This is a genomic window from Actinomyces capricornis, assembly GCF_019974135.1.
GTDB classification, from domain to species: domain Bacteria; phylum Actinomycetota; class Actinomycetes; order Actinomycetales; family Actinomycetaceae; genus Actinomyces; species Actinomyces capricornis.
This window is the reverse complement of the sequence record NZ_AP025017.1, coordinates 129,601-151,893: the sequence shown is the minus strand read 5'-3', so window position 1 is coordinate 151,893 and position 22,293 is coordinate 129,601. Positions and strand designations below refer to the sequence as shown.

Below are 22,293 nucleotides of genomic sequence, written 5' to 3'. Positions count from 1 at the left end.
CCGATCTCGTACCCTCGCCTTCCATCTCGTCAGTTGAAGGTACGAGATCGGGGGCAGGGGTACGAGATGGTGCGGGCTCCGGGGCCCGCAAGGCCTCACCCTCGGGGCAGGGCGCGGTCCTGGGGCGACCAGGTGCGCACCGGCAGCGGCAGGCGGCGCACAGCCCGCTCGAGCTCCTGGCGCTGCTCGGGGGTGAAGGGCTCGCGCCGGCAGACCAGCACCAGGTTGCCGGGCCTGGCGCCCCGGGCCACCGGCGGGTCCGCCACGATCAGCAGCCCGCCGAAGATCCCGCGCAGCAGGCCCAGCTCGGCCCCCAGCTCCACGCGGGGAGGCGAGACGGTGTTGATCAGCGCGATCCCGCCAGGGCGCAGGGCCCTCAGGCAGGCGGTCAGGAAGGCCTCGTCACGGCACGAGCCCGGGACCGCCGCCCGGGTGAAGACATCGCGCACCACCACATCCCACTGGCCGGGCCTCAGCTCGGGCAGCACCTGGGCGGCGTCGCCCACCCGGATGCGCAGGCGCGGTGAGCGCGGCAGGTCGAACCACTGGCGCGCATAGCGGGCCAGGGCCTCATCGATCTCCACCGCCAGCTGGGTCGAGCCGGGGCGGGTGCGGTCCCAGGCCCGGGCCAGCGCGCAGCCGGCGCCGCCCAGGTGCAGGGCGCGCACCGGGGTGCCCCGGCCCAGCAGCACCTCGGCGACAGCATCCATCTGCTGGTGGTACTCGAAGTCCAGGCGCGCCGGGTCGCGCAGGTCCAGGTAGGAGGACTCGGTGCCGTCGAGCAGCAGGAGGATTCCGTCCTCGCGCTGCAGCAGCTCGGCGGTGGCCAGGGAGGTGGGCACCGGCCCGACCGGCAGATGGGCCAGGGAAGCGCCGGTGGGGGAGGAGGCCGCGGATCGGCCCGAGGAGCGCCGCGCGCCGCGGCCCGACCTGCTCATGCCACGGCCCCCCCCCGCCCTGATGTCGCCTCAGTTGTCACAGGAGCACGTTAGCCTGGACGTGGCCCCGGCCCCCGCAGGCAGCCCGTGCCATCCCCAGCCGGCAGCCTCAGGACGGGGGCCGCCGTCGGCCGCGCAGCGATGTGAGTGTGAGGAGCAGGTCCCTGGCAGCAGTGTTGATCCCGGCGATCCCGGCAATGCGCGGGCCCATGTCGGCCGCGCCGGTAGTGATGGCATCGACCCCGCCCAACGGCTGGGCCGGTGCCCGCCTGCTGCGCCCCCAATGCGGTGGGACCAGGGGGATCGGGGGGACCATGGGGCCTCGGGGCGGGGGAGTGCCATGAGCCGGGCCCCGCGCTCCCAGGCGGCGCGGCGCTCCTGGGGCCAGGACGACTCGGCCACCCCCATCCTCCATGTGGACATGGATGCCTTCTTCGCCTCCGTCGAGCTCCTGGAGCACCCCGAGCTGGCCGGGCGACCGGTGATCGTCGGCGGCCAGGACGGGCGCGGCGTGGTCTCGGCCGCCTCCTATGAGGCCCGCGCCTACGGCGTGGCCTCGGCCATGTCCATGGCCGAGGCCACCCGGCGCTGCCCGCAGGCCGTCGTCCTACCCGTGCGCCACCGCCTCTACTCCCAGGTCTCGGCCCGCATCATGGCGGTCCTGGACGAGGTCACGCCCCTGGTCGAGCGGCTCAGCGTCGACGAGGCCTTCCTGGATGTCAGCGGCTCCAGGAGGCGCATGGGCAGTCCTCTCCGGATCGCCGCGTGGATCCGGGCCCAGGTGCGCCAGCGCATCGGGGTCCCCGCCTCGGTGGGGATCGCCTCGACCAAGTTCGTCGCCAAGCTCGCCTCGGCCCACGCCAAGCCCGACGGCGTCCTGCTCATCCCCGCCCAGGCCACCCAGGACTTCCTCAACATCCTGCCCGTGGAGGCCCTGTGGGGGGTGGGGGCCCGCAGCGCCGAGCGGCTGGCCCGCTGGGGCATCACCGACGTGCGCACCCTGGCCGCCACCGATGTGCGCCGCCTGGAGCGGATCCTGGGGGCCGCCGCGGGCAGGCACCTGCACGACCTGGCCCACGGCATCGACCCGCGCCCGGTCAGCCCCGGGCGCGAGGAGAAGTCGGTGGGCACGGAGTCCACCTTCTACACCACGCTGACCGACCGCGAACATGCCCGCACGATCCTTCTGGACCAGACCCACCAGTGCGCCGCCCGCCTGCGCGCCGGCGACCTGCGCTGCCGGGTGGTCGTCCTCAAGGCCCGCGGCGCCGACTTCACCACGGTCACCCGCTCGCGCACCCTGTCGGTCCCCACCGACCTGGCGCGCGACATCTGGCAGACCGTCAGCGCCCTGTTCGAGGCCCTGCCCACTCCCGGGGGAGGCTTCCGGCTCCTGGGGGTGCGGGTGGAGGGACTGTCCCGTGGGGACGACGGCGTCCAGCTCCTCCTGGACGACGATCCCCGCCGCGGGGCGCCTGAGCGGGCCGCCGACGAGGTGCGCCGGCGCTGGGGCCGGCAGGCACTGGCCCCGGCCAGTCTGCTGGGCAGGCCCCGCCCGCCCTCCGGGTGAGCCCCCTGACCCGGTGGGCCGCTGGGAGCAGGCGCCGCCCGAGCCCCTGGGAAGTGCAGGGCCAGGTTTTCCCCCGGGGCGCATAACGCCTATTGTTGAAGGAGGGTCCCTGAGCCCGGACGGCCGTCGCCGACCGCCCGGAGCGCACCGGGCAGGAGCCCGCGTACGGCTCACAGAAAATGAGGAGCACCATGGCACTGTCAGAGCGAGAGCAGCAGGTTCTACGTGACCTGGAATCCCAGCTGCATCAGGAGGATCCCGCCCTGGCCGACACCCTTGAGCGCGACGAGCGCCGCCTGTCGCGCCCCTCCCCCCGCCATGTCGGCGCCGGGGTGGCCCTGGTCCTGGTGGGCCTGAGCCTCCTGGTCGGGGGAGTCTCCGTAGGTCACGGTCTGGTCTCGATCCTGCTGGGGGTCGCGGGCTTCGCCGTCGCGGTCTGGGGGGTGAGCCTGGCGCTGACCCGCGTCAGCAGTGGGCCCAAGGACCCGGGCTCCTCCTCGCCCCGCCGGGGGCCCAAGCGGCCCTCCGGCCCTCGGGCCTCGGGCTCCTCCTTCATGGACCGCCAGTCCGAGCGCTGGGACCGGCGCCGCGATTCCCAGGGCTGATCCCCCGCCCCTCCACACTCCTCCACCGCAGCCGCTCCACCCGATCCCGCCGTCGCATCCTCCGACGGCGGGATCGTCGTCCTTCGATGCCCGCCACCGCGCTCCACCTCCCACCCCGCCCGGATCCGCGCGGCCGATGCCAGTGCCCGGCATCGGCCCACCGCACCCCATTCCTGTGCTGCACCTGCAACGGCCCTGTCTGAGGCCTGGAAGCGGAGGTGGGGTGGGAGGGTGCACCACGCCGTGGCCGCCAGGCTCCTCCACTTCACACCACCCCGAGAATCCCTTGCAACGGCGGGGAGCAGAGATGCAGTTGTGATCCCGCCGCGGGGCACGCTAGGGATAAAGGGGAGGAAAGTGGAGTAAGGTGGGGCGCACGGGTAGCCGAGGGGAAGGAGGTGCCCGATGTTCCTGGGCACGCATGCCCCGAAGCTGGATGAGAAAGGCCGTCTCATCCTCCCGGCCAAGTTCCGTGAGGAGCTGGCAGGCGGAATCGTCCTGACCCGGGGTCAGGAGCACTGCCTGTACGCCTTCACCACTGCCGAGTTCGAGCGCATGTACGCCCAGCTGCGTGAGGCGCCCCTGGCGCAGAAGCAGGCGCGCGACTACATCCGCGTCATGCTCTCGGGCGCCGACTCGCAGATCCCGGACAAGCAGGGCCGCATCACGCTGCCCGCTCCGCTGAGGGCCTACGCCGGCCTGACCCGCGACCTCGCGGTCATCGGCGCCGGTGCCCGCGTGGAGATCTGGGACGCCACCGCATGGAGCGACTACCTGACCGCTCAGGAGCAGGTCTTCGCCGAAACCGCCGAGGAGATCATCCCCGGCTTCTTCTGAGACACAACCGAGACAGCCAGCTATCGGCGACCCGCCTCGTGAGGTCTCCGCCCGATGCCGAGTCCGACGCCTCTTCCCCGGCGCCGGAACCACGGGAGGAGTCCTGGCGGTGCGGATCCCCGACGCCGCCCCACCCCTCGGCCCTCCCTGAACCCTTCGTGGGTTCAGTGTCGGCGCAGACGGGAATCGGGGCCCGCCGGCACCACCGGACAGCAACCAGGCAACAACCAGACAGCAATCGGACAGCAACCGGACCGCGCAGGAAGGAGGCAGGGTCATGACGGCGAGGGCAGGTACCCCGGGCGCAGCGCCGGGGGCGGCGCAGCGGCACACCCCCGTGCTGCTCGAGCGCTGCCTGGACCTCCTGGCCCCCGCCCTCCAGGACGTGCCGGCCCCGGTGATGATCGACGGCACGCTGGGCATGGGCGGCCACACCGAGGCCGCCCTGGAGCGCTTCGAGCGCCTCACCGTCATCGGCATCGATCGCGATGCCCAGGCGATCGCCCTGGCCACCGAGCGACTGGCGCGCTTCGGTCCGCGCTTCCAGGCCGTGCACACCACTTACGACCGCATCGACGAGGTCGCCTGGAGCCATGCCGGGCAGGCCCGCGATGGCGGCCCGGGGGGTGTGGACGCGGTCCTCATGGACCTGGGCGTCTCCTCCCTCCAGCTCGACGAGGTCGAGCGGGGCTTCTCCTATGCGCGGCCCGCACCCCTGGACATGCGCATGGACCAGGGCAGTGGCACCACCGCTCAGGAGCTGCTGGAGCAGGCCAGTCAGGAGGAGCTGGTCTGGATCCTGCGCACCTACGGCGAGGAGCGCTTCGCCCCGCGGATCGCCGCCGCCCTGGTGCGCCGCCGCGAGGAGGGCCGGGCCGTGGGCAGCACCGCCGAGCTGGCCGAGCTGGTGCGCGCATCGGTGCCCGCCGCCGCCCGGCGCAGCGGGGGGCACCCGGCCAAGCGCACCTTCCAGGCCCTGCGCATCGCGGTCAACTCCGAGCTCGACGTCCTCCAGCGGGCCCTGCCCCGCGCGCTGGACGCCCTGCGCGTGGGTGGGCGCCTGGTGGTGGAGTCCTACCAGTCCCTGGAGGACCGCATCGTCAAGCAGGTCCTGGCCGCCGGGGCCGCCTCGCGCGCCCCCGAGGGCCTTCCCCTCATCCCGGAGGCCGACCAGCCCTACCTCGAGCTCCTCACCCACGGCGCCATCAAGGCCGACGCCCAGGAGATCGAGTCCAATCCGCGCTCGGCCAGCGTGCGCCTGCGCGCCGCCATGCGCACCCGCGAGGCCCTCCGGGCCCCTGCACTGGGGGTGGAGCGGCCCACCGGCCCCGCACCGGGGCCCCACTCGCCGCGCCAGCCGCGCCGAGCACCACGATCACCACGAGCCCAACGACACACACGCAACCCAGGAGGGGCACACCGATGAGCGCCACCGCCACTGCCCGTGCCACACGGCCCGCCGGGGCCCGCCGCGCCGCGACGAGCTGGAGCGCCGCGGCCGGGGCCGGCGCGTCCACCGCGCGTGCCCGCAGCCAGGCGCCCGCCACCCGGCCGAACCTGCGCGTCATCCGCGCGGCCGCCCCGGCGCGCTCCACCCTGCCCTTCCTGGCGATGAACATCATCATCCTGGCCGGGGCCCTGGTGGCCTCCATGCTCCTCAACGCCCAGATGGCCTCCACCGCCTACCGGATGAAGGAGGTGCAGGTCGAGGTCAACATCATGAACGACCACGTCGAGACGCTGCGCACGCAGGTCCAGGAGGCCTCGGCCCCCGACACCCTGGCCGCCAAGGCCACCGAGCTGGGCATGGTCCCGGCCGGCGCCCCCGGAGTGGTGGACCTCAACGGCAACCGGCTCACCAACGGCACCGCCGCTCAGGCAGAGTAGGCGCCCGTGAACCCCTCGCGTCGTCAGGTGCTGCAGCTCGGGGGTGCCGGGCTCTTCGGCATCCTCGCCGTGCGCACCACCTACCTCCAGGTGGTCGCCGGCCCCGAGCTGGCGGACAAGGCCAAGGCCGAGCGCACCGTGTCCTGGGTCAACCGCGCCCCGCGCGGCGACATCACCGGCCGTGACGGCACCGTCCTGGCCTCCTCGGCGGTGACCTACGACATCGGGGTCAACCAGGTCCTGGTCGCCCAGTACGAGCACACCGAGGACCGGCCCGAGCAGGCCGGCCAGGCCGCCAACGTCGTCGTGGGCTACGGCGCCGCGGCTGCGGCCGCCCAGCTCGCCCCCATCCTGGACCTGGACCGCCTGGAGCTGGGGGCGGCCCTGGTGGGGGACTCGACCTACACGATCATCGCCGAGCGGGTCAACCCCGATACCTGGCGCAAGATCAAGGCCCTGGGCATCCCGGGCATCGAGCCGGACCAGCGCACCACCCGCACCTACCCCGCCGGGAGGGTGGCCGGCAATGTCCTGGGCTTCACCAGCGAGGGCGAGGGCCGCCGGCTCCACGGGGCCGCCGGACTGGAGCTGACCCAGGATGAGCTGCTCACCGGCACCGACGGGCGGGGCAGCGAGGAGATCGGGCGCACCGGCGTCATCATCCCCACCGGGGAGCAGGAGGACACCGAGGCCATCCCCGGCTCCACGGTGCGCACCACCCTCAACCCCGACCTGCAGTCGATCGCCCAGGGCGCCATCGACAAGGTCGTGGCCGCCGAGGGCGCCCTGTGGGGCGCGGTGGTGGCCATGGAGCCCGACACCGGCAAGGTCGTCGTCCTGGCCGACTCCGACTCCGTGGACCCCTCCGACCCCGCGGCCTCCTCGGAGGACAACCGCGCCGCCCGCTCGGTCCAGGCCGTCTTCGAGCCCGGCAGTGTGGGCAAGGTCGTCACCTTCGCCACCGCCATCGAGGAGGGGACCATCACCCCCGAGGACACCTGGAGCGTGCCCTACACCTGGACCACCGCCAACGGGCAGTCCTTCCACGACGCCCACCACCACGAGGACCAGGTGCTCACCACCGCCCAGGTGCTGGCCGAGTCCTCCAATGTGGGAACCATCCAGGTCGGCGAGACCCTGAGCGATGAGGTGCGCCACTCCTACATGGAGAGGTTCGGCTGGGGCACGGCCACCGGCATCGAGATGCCCGCGGAGTCCTCCGGCATCATCACCACCCCCGACCAGTGGGACGACCGCACCCGCTACACCACCATGTTCGGCCAGGGCCTGGCCACCACCACCCTCCAGGCCGTCCAGTCCCTGGCGGCCATCGCCAACAAGGGCGTGCGCGTGGCCCCCCGCATCGTGGACGCCTGGATCGACGCCGAGGGCCGAGTCACCCCCCAGGAGCAGCCCGAGGGCGTGCGGGTCGTCACCGAGGCCACGGCCGCCACCATGACCGAGATGCTCATCGGCGTCACCCAGGAGGGGGGCACCGCCGAGGCCGCCTCCATCGACGGCTACCTGGTGGCCGGCAAGACCGGTACCACCGAGATCCTCACCGAGGACGGCACCGTGGCCTCCTTCGTCGGCTTCCTGCCCGCGCGCGCCCCCGCCCTGGCCATCGCCGTCATCATCTACCGCCCCAACGGCGTCTACGGCGGGACCGTGGCCGCCCCCGTCTTCCGGGAGGTCGCCCTGGCCGCCATGCAGTCCATGGGCATCGCGCCGGACCCCTCGGTCATCGCGGCAGCCGCCGCCCGGCAGGCCGAGGAGGAGCAGGGACTCTGAGGCGCGGCAACGGCCGGCGGCCACCACCGCGGCCGGCCGTCATCGTCACCGACCATGGAATACCGAAAAGGACAGTGATCACCAGCACGCGCCCAACCGCCCCTGGAGCCCTCCTGTGGGAGATCCACAGTCAGCGCCCGCGATAGATTGAGGAACCATGACCAACCAGGCCTACCAGTCGGCAGCAGCACTGCGGCCGCAGCACAATGCTCCTGTCGCCCTGAGCACCCTGGCGGCAGCACACTCCCTGACGCCCCACCCCTCCGCCCAGGGGGCGGCCCTGGAGGACCTCGCCGTCACCGGTGTGAGCATGGACTCCGGCGACGTCGCCCCCGGCGAGATCTTCGTGGCCCTGCCCGGCTTCACCGTGCACGGCGCCCGCTACGCCGCCCAGGCCGTCGAGGCCGGCGCCGTGGCAGTGGTCACCGACGCCGAGGGGGCCTCCATCGTCGCCAGCACCTGCCCCGGCGTGGCGGTGCTCACCTGCCCCGACCCGCGCCAGGTCGCCGGCCCCCTGGCCGCCGAGGTCTACCACCACCCCTCGCGGCGCCTCATCACCACCGCGGTGACCGGAACCAATGGCAAGACCACCACCTCCTACTTCCTCGACGCGATCATGCGCGCCCACACCGGGGCGACCATGGTGGCCGGCACCGTCGAGCTGCGGGTGGGCGCCACCTCCGTGGAGTCGCCCCGCACCACCGTGGAGGCCCCCGTCCTCCAGCGACTGCTGGCCATGGCCGTGGAGGAGGGCGTGGGAGCCGCCTGCCTGGAGGCCTCCAGCCACGCCATCGTCCTGCACCGCCTGGACGCCACCGAGATCGACGTCGCCGGCTTCACCAACCTCCAGCGCGACCACCTGGACTTCCACCACACCATGGAGGAGTACCTGGAGGCCAAGGCCCAGCTGTTCACCCCCGCCCACGCGCGCCGCGGCGTGGTCTGCGTCGACGACCAGTGGGGCCGGCGCCTGGCCGAGACCAGCGCCATCCCCGTCGAGACCCTGCGCGCCTACCCCGGCTCCACCCCCGCCGACTGGTGGGTCGACGACGCCGAGGTCTCCCTGGAGGCCGCCGCCACCACCTTCACCCTCCACGGGCCCGACGGCGAGGAGCTGGCCGCCTCCTGCCCGCTGCCCGGCCTGGTCAACGTCCAGAACGCCGCCCTGGCCCTGGTGATGGCCATCCGCGCCGGCGTCCCGGCCGACACCGCCGTGACCGCCCTGGCCGGCGCCCACAACATCCCCGGGCGCATGCAGCGCATCAACAACCGCGAGAACGGCCGCGGGCTGTGCATCGTGGACTTCGCCCACACCCCCGACGCCATGGAGCTGGCCCTCCAGGCGGTGCGGCCCATCACCCCCGGTCGCCTCATCGTCGTCTTCGGCTCCGACGGGGACCGCGACCAGGGCAAGCGGCCCATGCTGGGCCAGGTCTGCGCCAGGCTGGCCGACGTCCTGGTGGTCACCGACGAGAACCCCCGCAGTGAGGACCCCCAGCTCATCCGCGACGCCATCCTGGAGGGGGTGCGCCAGGTGCGCCCCACGATGGAGGACGTCGAGGAGATCACCACCTGGCGGGGCGACGCCGTGCGCCGCGGTGTGGAGCTGTGCGGCCCCCAGGACACCGTCATCGTCACCGGCAAGGGCCATGAGCCCTTCCTGGAGGCTGCCGGGGAGTTCATCCGCTACAACGACGCCCCCGTCATGGCCCAGGCCGTCGAGGCGAAGTGGGGTCGGGCATGATCCGCACCCTCAGCCAGGCCGCCCAGGCCGTCGGCGGCACCCTCATCGGCCCTGACGCGCCCCTGGAGGGCCCCGTCGTCACCGACTCGCGCCAGGCCGCCCCGGGCTCCCTGTTCGTGGCCGTGGCCGGGGAGCGCACCGATGGCCACGCCCACCTGGCCTCCGCGGCCGCCCTGGGCGCCGTGGGCGCACTGGTCAGTGACCTGGATGCGGCCCGCCAGGGGCTGGCAGGCCAGGACTCCCCGGATTCCCAGGAGTCCCGGGCCGGGGACGAGCCGCCCCTGGGCCTGATCCTGGTCAGCGACACCGTCGAGGCCCTGGGGGCGCTGGCCCGCACCCATCTGGCCCGGCTGCGGGCCGCCGCCAGGGACCGTGGCAGCGACCTGAGCGTGGTGGCCATGACCGGCTCGGTGGGCAAGACCACCACCAAGGACCTCACCCGCCAGCTCCTGGCGGCAGCCGGCCCCACCGTGGCGCCCCGCGCCAGCTTCAACAACGAGATCGGCCTGCCGCTGACCGTCCTGGAGGCCGATGAGTCCACCCGCTACCTGGTCCTGGAGATGGGCGCCTCCGGCCCCGGCCACATCGCCTACCTCACCGACATCGCGCCCCTGGACGCCGCCGCCATCCTCATGATCGGCCACGCCCATATGGGCGGCTTCGGCTCCATCGAGGGCGTGGCCCAGGCCAAGGCCGAGATCCTCGACGGGCTGGAGCCCCATGGCACCGCCCTGCTCAACGCCGACGACCCGCGTACCGCCGCCCTGGCCGATCGCGCCCCGGGAGAGGTGCTCACCTTCTCCCGCCAGGGCCCGGCCGACATCCGCGCCCAGGGGGTCGAGCTCGGCCGGGGGGCCCGCGCCTCCTTCGACCTGATCCTGCCCGGCCTGGAGGGCCCCCGCCGCGTCACCCTGGCCGTGGCCGGGGAGCACAACGTCTCCAATGCCCTGGCAGCCGCCGGGCTGGCACTGTCCGCGGGCGTGCCCGCAGACCTCATCGCCGAGCAGCTCGCAGCGGTGAGCATTGAGAGCCCCCACCGCATGGATATCCAGACCCTGGGCGGGGACCTGCTCCTCATCGATGACTCCTACAACGCCAATATCGACTCCATGACCGCCGCCCTGGCCGCCCTGCCCGACCTGGCTGCCCAGCGGCGCCGCGTCGTCGTCGTCTCGGAGATGCTGGAGCTGGGGGAGAGCTCACAGGCCGACCACCGCCGCACCGGCGAGCTCGCCCACCAGGCCGGAGCCGCCCTGCTCATCGGCATCGGCGAGGGCACCGCCCCCGCCCTCAAGGCCGCCGGCGCCCTGGGGACCCGGACACTCGCCTTCCCCGACGCGGCCACCGCCATCGACCAGATCGGTACGCTGCTCCAGGACGGCGATGCCGTCCTGGTCAAGGGATCCAACGGCTCAGGCGCCTGGCGGCTGGCCGACCACCTCAAGGAGGCTCGCCCCCGATGACTGCCATCCTCATCTCCGGCGTGATCGGACTCGTCGGCACACTCCTGGGCACACCACTGCTCATCCGCTACCTCCAGGTCAGGGAGTACGGGCAGTTCATCCGCCAGGACGGTCCCCAGGGACACTTCACCAAGCGCGGCACGCCCACCATGGGCGGTGTGGTCATCATCGCCTCCACGGTCCTGGGCTACGCAGTGGCCAACCTCAGCCAGCAGCGCGTCCCGGGCGCCTCGGGGGTCCTCCTGCTCCTGCTGGTGGTGGGGCTGGCCCTCATCGGATTCCTCGACGACTTCTCCAAGATCTCCAAGCAGCGATCCCTGGGACTGCGCGCCTGGCAGAAGATCGCCGGCCAGGCCTTCATCGGCATCCTCTTCTCCGTCCTGGCCCTCAACTACGCCGATCGCAACGGGCTGACCCCCGCCTCCACCAGGCTGTCCTTCGCCCGCGACTCCAGCATCGACCTGGCCTTCGCGGGGGCGGCGGTGGGACTGGTCCTGTTCATCATCTGGGCCAACTTCCTCATCACCGCCTGGTCCAATGCCGTCAACCTCACCGACGGCCTGGACGGTCTGGCGGCCGGGGCCAGCGCCATGGTCTTCGGCGCCTACACCCTCATCGGGGTCTGGCAGATCAACCAGTCCTGCCTCTACGGCCACTCCGAGGTGGTGGCCACCACCTGCTACCAGGTGCGCGACCCCCGGGACCTGGCCATGATCTCGGTGGCCCTCATGGGGGCCTGCTTCGGCTTCCTGTGGTGGAACGCCTCCCCGGCCAAGATCTTCATGGGCGACACCGGCTCCCTGGCCCTGGGCGGGGCCCTGGCGGGCCTGTCGATCCTGACCCGCACCGAGTTCCTCGCCGTCATCCTGGGCGGGCTGTTCCTGGCCGAGGTCCTCAGCGATGTCATCCAGATCGGCTCGTTCAAGATCACAGGTAAGCGTGTCTTCCGCATGGCTCCCCTCCATCACCACTTCGAACTGGGAGGATGGAGCGAGGTCAATGTGGTGATCCGCTTCTGGATCATCGCGGGCCTGTGCGTCATTGTGGGCCTGGGCCTGTTCTACGCCGAGTACCTCGTGGCCTGAGGCTGCGGCGGCCCGGGCGCGCACGGCGCCCACCGAGACCACAAGAGCAGTGGAAGAGCGGACCCACCGTCCCCGACCAGGAGCGTGAGCCACAACCGTGAGCAGTAACGAGGAGCCAGTGCCCGCCATGGGCGCCGCCGCCCCGGCCCGCCCGGGCCTGGCCGACCAGCTCCGGGGTGCCAGGGTCGGCGTCGTCGGGCTGGGGCGCACCGGTCAGGCCGTCATCGAGGCGCTGGAGACCCTGGGCGCCCGGGTCCACGCCTTCGACACCCGCGCCGCCGGCCTCGATGCCCTCACCCGGCCCGTGGCCAGGGCCACCGCCGGTACCGCCGAGGAGATCGCCGGCGCCCTGGAGGAGGCCGACCTGGGACTGCTCATCGTCTCCCCGGGGGTGCCCGCCACCGGCCCGGTCCTCACCCGGGCCGCGGGCCTGGGCCTGGAGACCTGGAGCGAGGTCGAGCTCGCCTGGAGGCTCCAGGGGTCCGCGGCCTCCGGCCAGGCGCCCTGGCTGACCCTGACCGGCACCGACGGCAAGACCACGACGGTGACCATGCTCGCGCAGATCCTTCAGGCCGCGGGGCTGCGAGCCCCGGCCGTGGGCAATATCGGCACCCCCGTCATCGAGGCCGTCCTGTCCGGGGGCGCCCAGGCGCTGGCCGTGGAGCTCTCCAGCTTCCAGCTGCACACCACCCACAGCCTCTCGCCCCTGGCCTCGGCCTGCCTCAACCTGGCCGCCGACCACCTCGACTGGCACGGAGGCATGGAGGCCTACGCCGCCGACAAGGCGCGCATCTACCAGGGCACGCGCCGCGCGGCGGTCTACAGCACCGCCGATGCGGCCACCGAGCGGATGGTCCGCGACGCCGATGTGGTCGAGGGCTGCCGCGCCGTCGGCTTCACCCTGGGCGTGCCCGGCCTGGGGCAGGTGGGCATGGTCGAGGACCTCCTGGTCGACCGCGCCTTCCACGACCGGCGCGCCGATCACGGCGTCGAGCTGGCCACCACCGCCGACCTGGCCCACCTGGCGCCCACGGGCCGGGCCGAGGATCTGCCCGCCCACCTCCTGGCCGACGCCCTGGCCGCAGCGGCTCTGGCTCGGGCCGCCGGCGTCCACGCCCAGGCGGTGGCCCAGGGCCTGCGGGCCTTCACCCCGGGCGCCCACCGCAGCGCCACCGCCGCCCAGGGCGGGGGAGTGACCTGGGTCAACGACTCCAAGGCCACCAACCCCCATGCGGCCCAGGCGGCCCTCAGCGCCCTGCCCGAGGGCCGCGGGGTGTGGATCGTGGGAGGCGACACCAAGGGCGCCAGCCTCCACGAGCTCGTCGGGGCCGTGCGCTCACGCCTGCGCGGCGCCGTCGTCATCGGCAAGGACCAGAGCCAGGCCCTGGCGGCGCTGGAGGCCCAGGCCCCCGGCCTGCCCGTGACCACCATCGCCGACGCCGAGCCTCAGGCCCTCATGGAGGCGGCCGTGCGTGCCGCCGCGGCGATGGCCCGCCCCGGCGACACCGTGCTGCTCGCCCCGGCCTGCGCCTCCTGGGACCAGTTCTCCTCCTACGCCCAGCGCGGCGACCTGTTCGCCGAGGCCGCCCGTGCCGCGGCCCAGCGGGCGGAGCAGAGGACAGCGCAGGTCCCCGGGGCCGGCGGGGGGCAGGAGGCGTGAGGACGCCGGCAGTCATGGGGCTCAGGGGCCAGGAGGCGGGCGGCGACGGCTCCCGGCGCCGGTCGCGCTGGCGCCTGCCGCATCTGGCCCGCCGCCCGGAGGCCTCGACGGCCCAGGAGGCCGCGCAGGCGCGCCGCAGCACCGAGCCGGCCACCCTGACCTACTACGTGCTGCTGCTGTCCACGCTGCTGCTGCTGACCCTGGGGCTCATCATGGTCTTCTCGGTGCAGTCCGTCGTCGTGGCGGCCACCGGCGGCAACGCGTTCACCGACTTCGCCAAGTACCTCGGCTTCGCCGTGGTGGGGGTGCTGGGGATGCTGGCCGTCTCGCGCATGCCCCTGCGGTGGTTCCCCCGCATGGCCTGGGTGCTGCTGGTGGCCAGCCTGGCCCTCCAGGCTCTCGTCTTCACCCCCATCGGGGTCAATGTCTACGGCAACCGCAACTGGATCCTCATCCCGGGCATCGGCACCGCCCAGCCCTCGGAGTTCATCAAGCTGGCCCTGGCCCTGGTGCTGGGCACCCTCATCACCTGGTATGCGGCGGGGCGCCGAGGTGCCGCCTACACCGTGGGCTGGGGCGCGGTGTGCCTGGCGATCGTTACCGTCCTGGCGGGCCAGGACCTGGGCACGGTCATCATCCTCGTGCTCATCGTGGCCGGGGCCCTGTGGGTGGGCGGCCTGCGCCCGGGCTGGTTCGCGGGCCTGGGCGTCCTGGGCGTCCTGGGCTTCCTGGGTGCCTCGATGCTCTCGTCCAACCGGCGAGCCCGCATCATCGCCTGGCTCCACCCCGAGGCCGCCGACCCCACCGGGGTGGGCTACCAGCCCATGCATGCGCGCTGGGCCCTGGGCACCGGGGGCTGGTTCGGCGTGGGCCCCGGCTCCTCGCGCCAGAAGTGGGGCTACCTCACCCAGGCCGACTCCGACTACATCTTCGCCGTCCTGGGCGAGGAGTTCGGCCTTATCGGCGCCCTGGTGGTCATCGCCCTGTTCGCCGCCATCGGCGCCTGCTGCCTGCGCCTCATGCGCCGCCACACCCAGACCCACGTCATCGCCACCACCTCGGCCATCGGTGCGTGGATCGTGGGCCAGGCCCTCATCAATATGATGGTGGTCACCGGGATCCTGCCCGTCCTGGGCGTGCCCCTGCCCCTGATCAGCCGCGGTGGTACCGCCCTGGTCTCCGTGCTGCTGGCCGTGGGCGTCCTGCTGGCCTTCGCACGCCACGAGCCGGGGGCCCAGGAGGCGCTGACCTCCAGCCCCGGCGCCCTGCGCCGCACCCTGGCGGTCATCGTCCCAAGGAGGAACCGTGCCTGAGACCCCCGACCACCCCGCCACCCCGGGCGGTCCCGCGCCGGCGGGCCCCGGCAGCCACGAGGCCGCCCAGAGCCCGGATCCGGCGCCCAGCGGGCAGCAGCCGCCCGCCACCGCCGGTGCGCCGCTGCGCGTGCTCCTGGCCGGTGGCGGTACCGCCGGGCATATCAACCCCCTGCTGGCCACCGCCGCGATCCTGCGCGACCCGGATGCGGGCGGGGATCCCGAAACGCAGATCCTCGTGCTGGGAACGGCCGAGGGCCTGGAGCAGCGCCTGGTGCCCGAGGCGGGCCACGAGCTGGCGCATGTGCCGCGCGTGCCGCTGCCCCGCCGCCCCAGCGGCGACCTGCTGCGCCTGCCCCAGCGCCTGGGGCGGGCCATCAGCGCGGCGACCGAGGCCATCGAGGCGGTCCAGGCCGACGTCGTCGTGGGCTTCGGCGGCTATGTCTCGACCCCCGCCTACCTGGCCGCCCGCAAGGCCGGGGTGCCGGTGGTCATCCATGAGCAGAACGCCCGCCCGGGGCTGGCCAACCGGTTGGGCGCCTCCTGGGCCAAGGCGGTGGCCCTGACCTTCCCCTCCACCCGCCTGACCGCCTCCAAGGGCCGCACCGAGGTCACCGGCCTGCCCCTGCGCCCCGACATCGCCGCCCTGGTCCGGGCCCGCTCCACCCCGGCCGGGGCCCGGCGCGCCCGGCAGGAGGGGGCTGCCGCCCTGGGGCTGGACCCCGAGCGGCCCACCCTCCTGGTCACCGGGGGGTCGCTCGGGGCCCAGCGCCTCAACGAGGTCCTGGGCTCGGTGCTCGACCGCCTGCCTGCCGCTCTCCAGGTCCTCCACCTCACCGGGCGGGACAAGGACGCCCCCGTGCGCGCGGCCCTGAGCGCCGCCATCGAGGCCGGGGCGCCGGCGGACCTGGCCGAGCGCTACCACATCCTGGACTACCTCACCGCCATGGAGCAGGCCTACGCCTGCGCCGACGGCGTGCTGTGCCGCTCCGGGGCGGGCACCGTGGCCGAGCTGACCGCCCTGGGCCTGCCCGCCCTGTACGTTCCCCTGCCCATCGGCAACGGCGAGCAGCGGCTCAACGCCGCCGATGTCCTGGCCGCCGGTGGTGGGCGCATGGTGCTGGACGCCGAGCTGGAGGGCGGCGACGTCCTGGACTTCACCGCCCTCATCACTGATCCCCAGGAGCAGCAGTCCATGGCCCGGGCGGCTGCGGCCACGGGCGTGCAGGACGCCGCCGCCCGCCTGGGCGCCCTCATCCGCCAGTGCGCCGGCCGGCAGCCCGAGCCGGACCAGGAGGATGAGCGATGACAACGACACCCGCACAGCGCCCACAGGAGCACCGATGAGCCCGACCCACGACCACCCGCAGGCCCCCGCACCGGAGCGGGCCCAGGATGAGGCCCCGGCCCCCGCAGCGCCAGCCCGGGCGGCCTCAGGCCCGGGTGCCGAGCCGGCCCGGGCACTGGCGGGCCGCGCCTTCCACCTCATCGGTGTGGGTGGGGCGGGGATGAGCGTGGTCGCCCAGCTGCTCGAGGCCCGCGGCGCGCGGGTCTCGGGCTCCGACGCCGTCGGGGGCCCGGCCTTCGAGCGCCTGGCCGGCCTCGGCCTGCCGGTCCACCGGGGGCACGAGGCCCACCAGGTGCCGCCCGAGGCCACCGTCGTGGTCTCCACCGCGATCCGGCAGGACAACCCCGAGCTGGTCGTCGCCCGCCGGCGCGGCCAGGAGGTCATCCACCGCTCCCAGGCCCTGGCCCTGGCCGCCCAGGGCCTCGACTTCGTGGCGGTGGCCGGGGCCCACGGCAAGACCACCACCTCGGGCATGCTCGCCCAGGCCCTCAGGGTCGCCGGGCAGGACCCCTCCTTCGCCATCGGCGGCACGGTGCGCGCCCTGGGGACCGGGGCGCATCTGGGCGGCGGCAGCGCCTTCGTGGCCGAGGCGGACGAGTCCGACCGCTCCTTCCTGAACTACAGCCCCCGAGTCGAGATCGTCACCAATGTCGAGCCCGACCACCTGGACAACTACGGCACCACCGAGGCCTTCGAGCAGGCCTTCGTCGACTTCGCCCACCGGCTGCGGCCCGGTGGCCTGCTCGTGGCCTGCGCCCAGGACGCCGGCTCGCTGCGGCTGGCCCGGCGCGCCGCCCAGGACGGCCTGCGGGTGGTCACCTTCTCCTTCCACCGCCCCCAGGACCTGCCCGGAGGCGCAGCGGTGGGGGAGGGGCACGTCCATCTGGAGATCCTCCAGCGCGGCGCGGCCTCGACCCGGGCGGTGCTGACCCTGAGCCGGTGGGAGCCGCAGGGCGTGCCCCAGCAGGTCGCGCAGGCGACCCTGGAGCTGGCGGTCCCGGCCGACCACGTGGCCCTGGACGCGGCCGGCGCCTGGGCGGCCGGTATCGAGCTGGGCGTCGAGCCCGAGGCCATGGCGCGAGCCCTGGGGGCCTTCGGCGGCACCGGGCGCCGCTTCGAGCAGCGGGGCGAGGCCGACGGCGTGCTCGTCATCGACGACTACGCCCACCACCCCACCGAGATCGAAGCCCTGCTGTCCTCGGCCCGCCAGGTCGCCCAGGGCAGGGGCGGGCGGATCCTCGTGCTCTTCCAGCCCCACCTGTTCTCCCGCACCCAGGCCTTCGCCGACCGCTTCGCCACGGCCCTCAGCGGCGCCGAGGTGGTCGTGGTCACCGACATCTACCCCGCCCGCGAGGCTCAGGCCGACTTCCCCGGGATCACCGGTCAGACCATCACCGGGCGCATGAGTGCTCAGGGGGTGCACTTCGTGCCCCAGCGCCTTGAGGCGGCCCGCACCATCGCCGACCTGGCCCGCCCCGGGGACCTCGTGCTCACCGTGGGCGCCGGGGATGTCACCGAGCTGGGCGCCGAGGTGCTCCAGGCCCTGGCCCGGCGCGAGCCCGGCGGACCGGCCCAGGGCCTGCCCCGCCCAGCGGGCGCCGCCGAGACTGGGGAGCGGCAGGATCGATGAGGAAGCCCAGGGCCCCCAGGCGCCAGCCCGACCCCCCGGAGGAGGACCCGCTGCCCCCCAGCGTGCCTCCGGCCTCCGCCGGCGGGCGGCGAGGGGGCGCCGGCCGGCGGGCGGCCGGCTCACGATCCGCGCAGGGAGGGACCGGCGCGCCCACGCGCGGAGGGCGGCCCCGACGCACCGCCGCCCAGAGCTCAGGGGGCCACGCGTCCACCGGCCGCGGGGGCGCCGGTGCCGGCAGCTCCTCGACCCGCCCCGAGAAGGGCTCGCACCCGGCCACGGGCCCGGAGCGCGAGGAGGGGCCCCAGGAACGCACGGAGCACTCCTCGGAGCTGACCGTCTTCAGCCGGCGGCCCGCCATCGAGCTGCGCCGTGAGGGCCGCGCCGACCGCGTGGTCTCCACCGGCCTGGCGGACCGCCTGGCCGAGCGCCGCCGTGCCCTGATGAGACTGCGGATGCGCTGGGTGCTGGCCTGCCTGCTGGTGGTGGCCCTGGTGGCGGCCCTGGGCTGGGGGCTGCTGTTCTCCCCCCTGCTGGCGCTGCGCACCGCCGGCATCGGGGTCACGGGATCGGATGGCAGCGTCCAGGACAGTCAGGTGCGCCAGATCCTGGCCCCCTATGAGGGGCGCTCCCTGCTGCGCCTGGACATGGCCGAGCTCTCCGAGAAGGTCGGGGACGGCCTGGTGCGGGTCCGCTCGGCCCAGGTAACCCGCTCCTGGCCCCATGGGCTGAGTGTCGAGCTGAGCATGAGGGTCCCGGTGGCCGCCCGCCACACCGATGCGGGCGTGGAGGTCCTCGATGATCAGGCCGTGGTCCTGGAGGTCGCGCCCGAGGCCCCCCAGGGCCTGGTGACGATCGTCGCCGAGGGGCAGGGCCCGGGGCAGGCCGGCACCGGCGGGGAGCTCAGCGCCGCGCAGGTCTCCGCCGTCGCCGAGGTGGCCGGGGCCCTGGACCCCCAGGTGCTGGCCCGCGTCGTCAGCGGCTCGGCCACCACCACGGGGCAGGTGACCCTGACCCTGAGCGACGGCGCCACCGTCGTGTGGGGGGAGAGCAAGGACAATGCGCGCAAGTCCAAGGTCCTGACCGTCCTGCTCCAGACGCCCGCCGCGGTCTACGACGTGTCCTCCAAGTCGCCCACGACCTCCCAGACGCCCGCGGCCCAGAGCCCGGCTGCCCCGGGCACGGCAGGGACGGCGGATGACGGCGCCCAGCCGGCCTCCCCGGAGCAGGCGCCGGACTCCACGCCCGCCGATCCCGGCCCGGAGGGCGCTGAGCCCGGAGTCGAGCCCGGCGCTGAGCCCGGCGCGGTGCCGGACCAGCAGGAGCCCGCGGCCCCACCGCAGGACGGGGCGCCCCAGGAGCCCTCGGAGTCGGCGACGCCGGCGCCGTGAGCCCCGTGGCCGGTGCTCGGCGGTGGGCGCCGTCGGTGTGGGGCGCAGACGCAGGCCGTCAAGGGCGAACACGCCGGAGTGTCAATGCGCAGGCGAGGCCCGTGCGTCTCATAGCGTTGACCTTGTCATTCGGAGAATGACATAAGTATGAACCTCAACTTGAGGTTGAGGGTTGAGGGGAGTCCCTGGGGACTCATGACGAACTCGCGGAGGGGACGCCAGTGGCGGAGAGCATGGCTGTGGACGACACACAGCACTACCAGGCGGAGATCAAGGTCGTCGGCGTCGGCGGCGGCGGCGTCAATGCCGTCAACCGGATGATCGAGGCCGACCTGCGGGGCGTGGAGTTCATTGCTGTGAACACCGACGCCCAGGCCCTGCTCATGTCCGATGCGGATGTCAAGCTCGACGTCGGCCGCGACCTCACCCGCGGGCTGGGCGCGGGCGCGGACCCGGCCATCGGCCGCAAGGCCGCCGAGGACCACGAGGAGGAGATCAGCGAGGCCCTCGAGGGCTCGGACATGGTCTTCGTCACCGCCGGTGAGGGTGGCGGCACCGGCACCGGTGCCGCCCCGGTCGTCGCGCGCCTGGCCAAGGCCATCGGCGCCCTGACCATCGGCGTGGTCACCCGCCCCTTCTCCTTCGAGGGGCGGCGCCGCTCGGCCCAGGCCGAGGACGGCGTCCAGGCGCTCCGGGAGGAGGTCGACACCCTCATCGTCATCCCCAACGACCGACTCCTCCAGATCGCCGACAAGAACATCTCCGTGGTCGACGCCTTCAAGCAGGCCGACCAGGTGCTCCTCCAGGGCGTCCAGGGCATCACCGAGCTCATCACCACCCCGGGCCTCATCAACGTCGACTTCAACGACGTCAAGTCCGTCATGCAGGGCGCCGGCAGCGCCCTCATGGGCATCGGCTCGGCCACCGGCGACGGCCGCGCGATCGCCGCCACCGAGGAGGCCATCGCCTCCCCGCTGCTGGAGACCTCCATCGACGGCGCCCACGGCGTGCTGCTCTTCTTCCAGGGCGGCTCCGACCTGGGCCTGTTCGAGATGAACGAGGCCGCCAACCTCGTGCGCGAGGCCGTCCACCCCGAGGCCAACATCATCGTGGGCAACGTCGTGGACGGGGCCCTGGGCGACGAGGTGCGCGTGACCGTCATCGCCGCGGGCTTCGACGCCGAGCCGGTCAGCGTCCGCGAGCCCGCCGCCCGCCACACGCGCGTGCCCCCGGTGCCCTCCACCGTGGAGGACCTGCCCCCGGCCAGCGCCCCCTCCCGCGGCGCCCACGCGGCCGAGAACCCGGTGACCCGGCCCGAGCCCGCGCGTCTGTCGGAGGTCTCGGCCGCCGAGGCCCTCACCGGGGAGGTGCCCTCCCGTGTGGAGGAGCCGGCCGCGCACAGCGCCACCTACGGCATCCACAGCGCGCACAGCGCCCCCTCGGGCTTCGAGGTCCCCCAGGTCATCGGCGTGGACGCCGAGGACGACGGGATCGACCTGCCCGACTTCCTGCGCTGAGGCGGGCCATGAGCCTGACCCACGGAGGCGGAGGCCTCCTGGAGGCCGACCTGGGCCCCGGCACCCGCGGGTACTTCACCACCCGCGGCGCCGGGGCCCAGGCGCATCCCGGCACGGATGCGCAGCAGCCCGGCCCCTACGCGGGATGGAACCTGGCCCAGCACGTGGGCGACGACCCCCAGCGGGTCGAGGCCCACCGCCGCGGGCTGGAGCGGGCCCTGGGACTGGGTGAGGGCCGCCGCCTGGCCTGGATGAACCAGGTCCACTCCGCCGTGGTGGCGCAGGCGGCCACGGGCGCCACCCCTACGGCCGACGCCCTGCTGCTGCGAGCCGGTCCCGGGGCGCCGGCCGGGGTCTGCGTCATGGTCGCCGACTGCGTCCCCCTGCTGCTGGCCTCCCGTGACGGCGCCACCGTGTGCGCCGTGCACGCGGGGCGCCGGGGCATGCTCGACGGCGTCGTGACCGCCGCGGTCCAGGCCATGGTCCAGGCGGGGGTGCGGCCCGTGGACCTGTGGGCGGCCGTGGGCCCGAGCATCTGCGGCTCCTGCTACGAGGTTCCCGAGCAGATGCTCGATGAGTCCGCGCAGCGCGAACCGGCGTGTGCCTCACAGACGCGCTGGGGAACACCGGGTCTGGATGTGGCCGCCGGCGTCCTGGCCCAGCTCGAGCGCGCCGGGGTGACCCACCTCCAGGTCGGCGGCTGGTGCACCATGGAGGACCCGCGTTTCTTCTCCTATCGGCGCGATGGGGTGACGGGCCGGCATGCCGCGGTGGCCCTCGCGGCGCGATAGCCCCGCCTTCGGGCCTGCGCCGGGCATGTCCGGGCGTCGCCTGTGAGAGCGGGACAAATGCGGGGCACAATGCCGGTCAGGGCCGCCGGGAATGGTGCGGCGGCCACTAAGCGCTAAGAAATGAAAGCAACCTGGACGTGACCTTTCTGGAACCTGGGGGAGGGTGACACGCCGGGAAGAGGTCCGTCGCGCAGTTGTCGCAGGCCGATACCGTCGGCTCACATCCGGAACGCAGGGGACCGGACGGAACAAGGAGCGAATCATGGGCGCGCTGCGCAGTATGAGCAACTTCCTCGGCTACTCCGAGCCGGCGGAGGAGACCTACGAGGACGAGTACGAGCAGGCCGACACCGGCTACGCCGCGCCGGAGGCCGAGGAGTTCGTCGACAACGACTTCCACGACTACGCCAGCCCCGAGCCCGAGGCGCAGATCGCTCCCGACCTGCGCCGCATCGTCACGGTGCACCCCTCGACCTACAACGAGGCCCGCATCATCGGCGAGGCCTTCCGCGACGGCGTGCCCGTCATCGTCAACCTCACCGGGATGAGCGAGTCCGACGCCCGCCGCATGGTGGACTTCTCCGCCGGGCTGGTCTTCGGCCTGCACGGGGCCATCGAGCGCGTCACGCCGCGGGTCTTCCTGCTGACCCCCGTCAGCGTGGAGATCGACGGCGGCGAGGCCGCCGAGTTGCGGGGCCGCTTCTTCAACCAGAGCTGAGCCCCGCC

At 73.8% G+C, this 22,293-nt stretch carries 18 protein-coding genes; 17 read left to right on the top strand and 1 reads right to left on the bottom strand.

The window, feature by feature from the left end; genetic code table 11:
* Positions 1-95 precede the first annotated feature (95 nt).
* Entirely contained in the window at positions 96-938 is an 843-nt protein-coding gene (locus tag MANAM107_RS00630; RefSeq protein WP_373314060.1) for a spermidine synthase, read from the bottom strand.
* A 340-nt stretch (positions 939-1,278) separates the two neighbouring features.
* Here MANAM107_RS00630 and MANAM107_RS00625 point away from each other — a divergent pair, with 340 nt between their 5' ends.
* The 17 genes from MANAM107_RS00625 to MANAM107_RS00545 all read left to right on the top strand — a co-directional run bounded on the left by MANAM107_RS00625 (position 1,279) and on the right by MANAM107_RS00545 (position 22,285).
* Positions 1,279-2,508: a DNA polymerase IV gene (locus MANAM107_RS00625; protein WP_223909793.1), complete on the top strand. Its 1,230-nt coding sequence runs from the start codon at positions 1,279-1,281 to the stop codon at positions 2,506-2,508.
* Between the two features lie 191 nt (positions 2,509-2,699).
* Positions 2,700-3,113: an SCO2097 family morphological protein gene (locus MANAM107_RS00620; protein WP_179900154.1), complete on the top strand. Its 414-nt coding sequence runs from the start codon at positions 2,700-2,702 to the stop codon at positions 3,111-3,113.
* 405 nt (positions 3,114-3,518) lie between these two features.
* Positions 3,519-3,950, top strand: a complete 432-nt coding sequence (mraZ, locus tag MANAM107_RS00615; protein WP_179900153.1) for a division/cell wall cluster transcriptional repressor MraZ — start codon at positions 3,519-3,521, stop codon at positions 3,948-3,950.
* Positions 3,951-4,227: 277 nt separating this feature from the next.
* On the top strand, positions 4,228-5,376 hold the full coding sequence (rsmH, locus tag MANAM107_RS00610) for a 16S rRNA (cytosine(1402)-N(4))-methyltransferase RsmH (protein ID WP_223909788.1): 1,149 nt from the start codon (positions 4,228-4,230) through the stop codon (positions 5,374-5,376).
* Entirely contained in the window at positions 5,373-5,837 is a 465-nt protein-coding gene (gene ftsL, locus MANAM107_RS00605) for a cell division protein FtsL (protein WP_179900151.1), read from the top strand. The genes rsmH and ftsL overlap by 4 nt, the downstream gene beginning before the upstream one ends.
* Before the next feature lie 6 nt (positions 5,838-5,843).
* Positions 5,844-7,628 carry a peptidoglycan D,D-transpeptidase FtsI family protein gene (locus MANAM107_RS00600; protein WP_223909781.1) on the top strand — a complete coding sequence of 595 codons (1,785 nt, stop codon included), beginning with the start codon at positions 5,844-5,846 and terminating at the stop codon, positions 7,626-7,628.
* A 157-nt stretch (positions 7,629-7,785) separates the two neighbouring features.
* A complete protein-coding gene (locus tag MANAM107_RS00595; protein ID WP_223909779.1) occupies positions 7,786-9,372 on the top strand; it encodes a UDP-N-acetylmuramoyl-L-alanyl-D-glutamate--2,6-diaminopimelate ligase in 1,587 nt (528 codons plus the stop codon).
* Complete coding sequence (locus tag MANAM107_RS00590; protein ID WP_223909776.1) at positions 9,357-10,835, top strand: UDP-N-acetylmuramoyl-tripeptide--D-alanyl-D-alanine ligase; 1,479 nt, start codon at positions 9,357-9,359, stop codon at positions 10,833-10,835. Before MANAM107_RS00595 ends, MANAM107_RS00590 begins: the two co-directional genes overlap by 16 nt.
* Positions 10,832-11,920 carry a phospho-N-acetylmuramoyl-pentapeptide-transferase gene (mraY, locus tag MANAM107_RS00585; protein WP_179900147.1) on the top strand — a complete coding sequence of 363 codons (1,089 nt, stop codon included), beginning with the start codon at positions 10,832-10,834 and terminating at the stop codon, positions 11,918-11,920. The genes MANAM107_RS00590 and mraY overlap by 4 nt, the downstream gene beginning before the upstream one ends.
* Before the next feature lie 127 nt (positions 11,921-12,047).
* The gene (gene murD / locus MANAM107_RS00580) at positions 12,048-13,580 is read left to right on the top strand and encodes a UDP-N-acetylmuramoyl-L-alanine--D-glutamate ligase (protein ID WP_223912638.1); all 1,533 of its coding nucleotides are present in this window, start codon (positions 12,048-12,050) and stop codon (positions 13,578-13,580) included.
* A complete protein-coding gene (locus MANAM107_RS00575) occupies positions 13,577-14,893 on the top strand; it encodes an FtsW/RodA/SpoVE family cell cycle protein (protein WP_223909773.1) in 1,317 nt (438 codons plus the stop codon). Before murD ends, MANAM107_RS00575 begins: the two co-directional genes overlap by 4 nt.
* A 124-nt stretch (positions 14,894-15,017) precedes the next feature.
* Positions 15,018-16,202: an undecaprenyldiphospho-muramoylpentapeptide beta-N-acetylglucosaminyltransferase gene (murG, locus tag MANAM107_RS00570; RefSeq protein ID WP_223912634.1), complete on the top strand. Its 1,185-nt coding sequence runs from the start codon at positions 15,018-15,020 to the stop codon at positions 16,200-16,202.
* A 199-nt stretch (positions 16,203-16,401) separates the two neighbouring features.
* Positions 16,402-17,871 carry a UDP-N-acetylmuramate--L-alanine ligase gene (gene murC / locus MANAM107_RS00565; protein WP_263421938.1) on the top strand — a complete coding sequence of 490 codons (1,470 nt, stop codon included), beginning with the start codon at positions 16,402-16,404 and terminating at the stop codon, positions 17,869-17,871.
* Positions 17,868-19,259 (top strand): cell division protein FtsQ/DivIB, encoded by a 1,392-nt coding sequence (locus MANAM107_RS00560; RefSeq protein WP_223909768.1) that lies wholly within the window; start codon positions 17,868-17,870, stop codon positions 19,257-19,259. The genes murC and MANAM107_RS00560 overlap by 4 nt, the downstream gene beginning before the upstream one ends.
* A 233-nt stretch (positions 19,260-19,492) precedes the next feature.
* Positions 19,493-20,776 carry a cell division protein FtsZ gene (gene ftsZ / locus MANAM107_RS00555; RefSeq protein WP_179899781.1) on the top strand — a complete coding sequence of 428 codons (1,284 nt, stop codon included), beginning with the start codon at positions 19,493-19,495 and terminating at the stop codon, positions 20,774-20,776.
* Between the two features lie 8 nt (positions 20,777-20,784).
* The gene (locus MANAM107_RS00550) at positions 20,785-21,567 is read left to right on the top strand and encodes a purine nucleoside phosphorylase YfiH/LACC1 family protein (protein WP_223909765.1); all 783 of its coding nucleotides are present in this window, start codon (positions 20,785-20,787) and stop codon (positions 21,565-21,567) included.
* A gap of 262 nt (positions 21,568-21,829) precedes the next feature.
* Positions 21,830-22,285, top strand: coding sequence for a cell division protein SepF (locus tag MANAM107_RS00545; protein ID WP_179899779.1), 456 nt, complete (start codon positions 21,830-21,832; stop codon positions 22,283-22,285).
* The last annotated feature ends 8 nt before the right edge of the window (positions 22,286-22,293 follow it).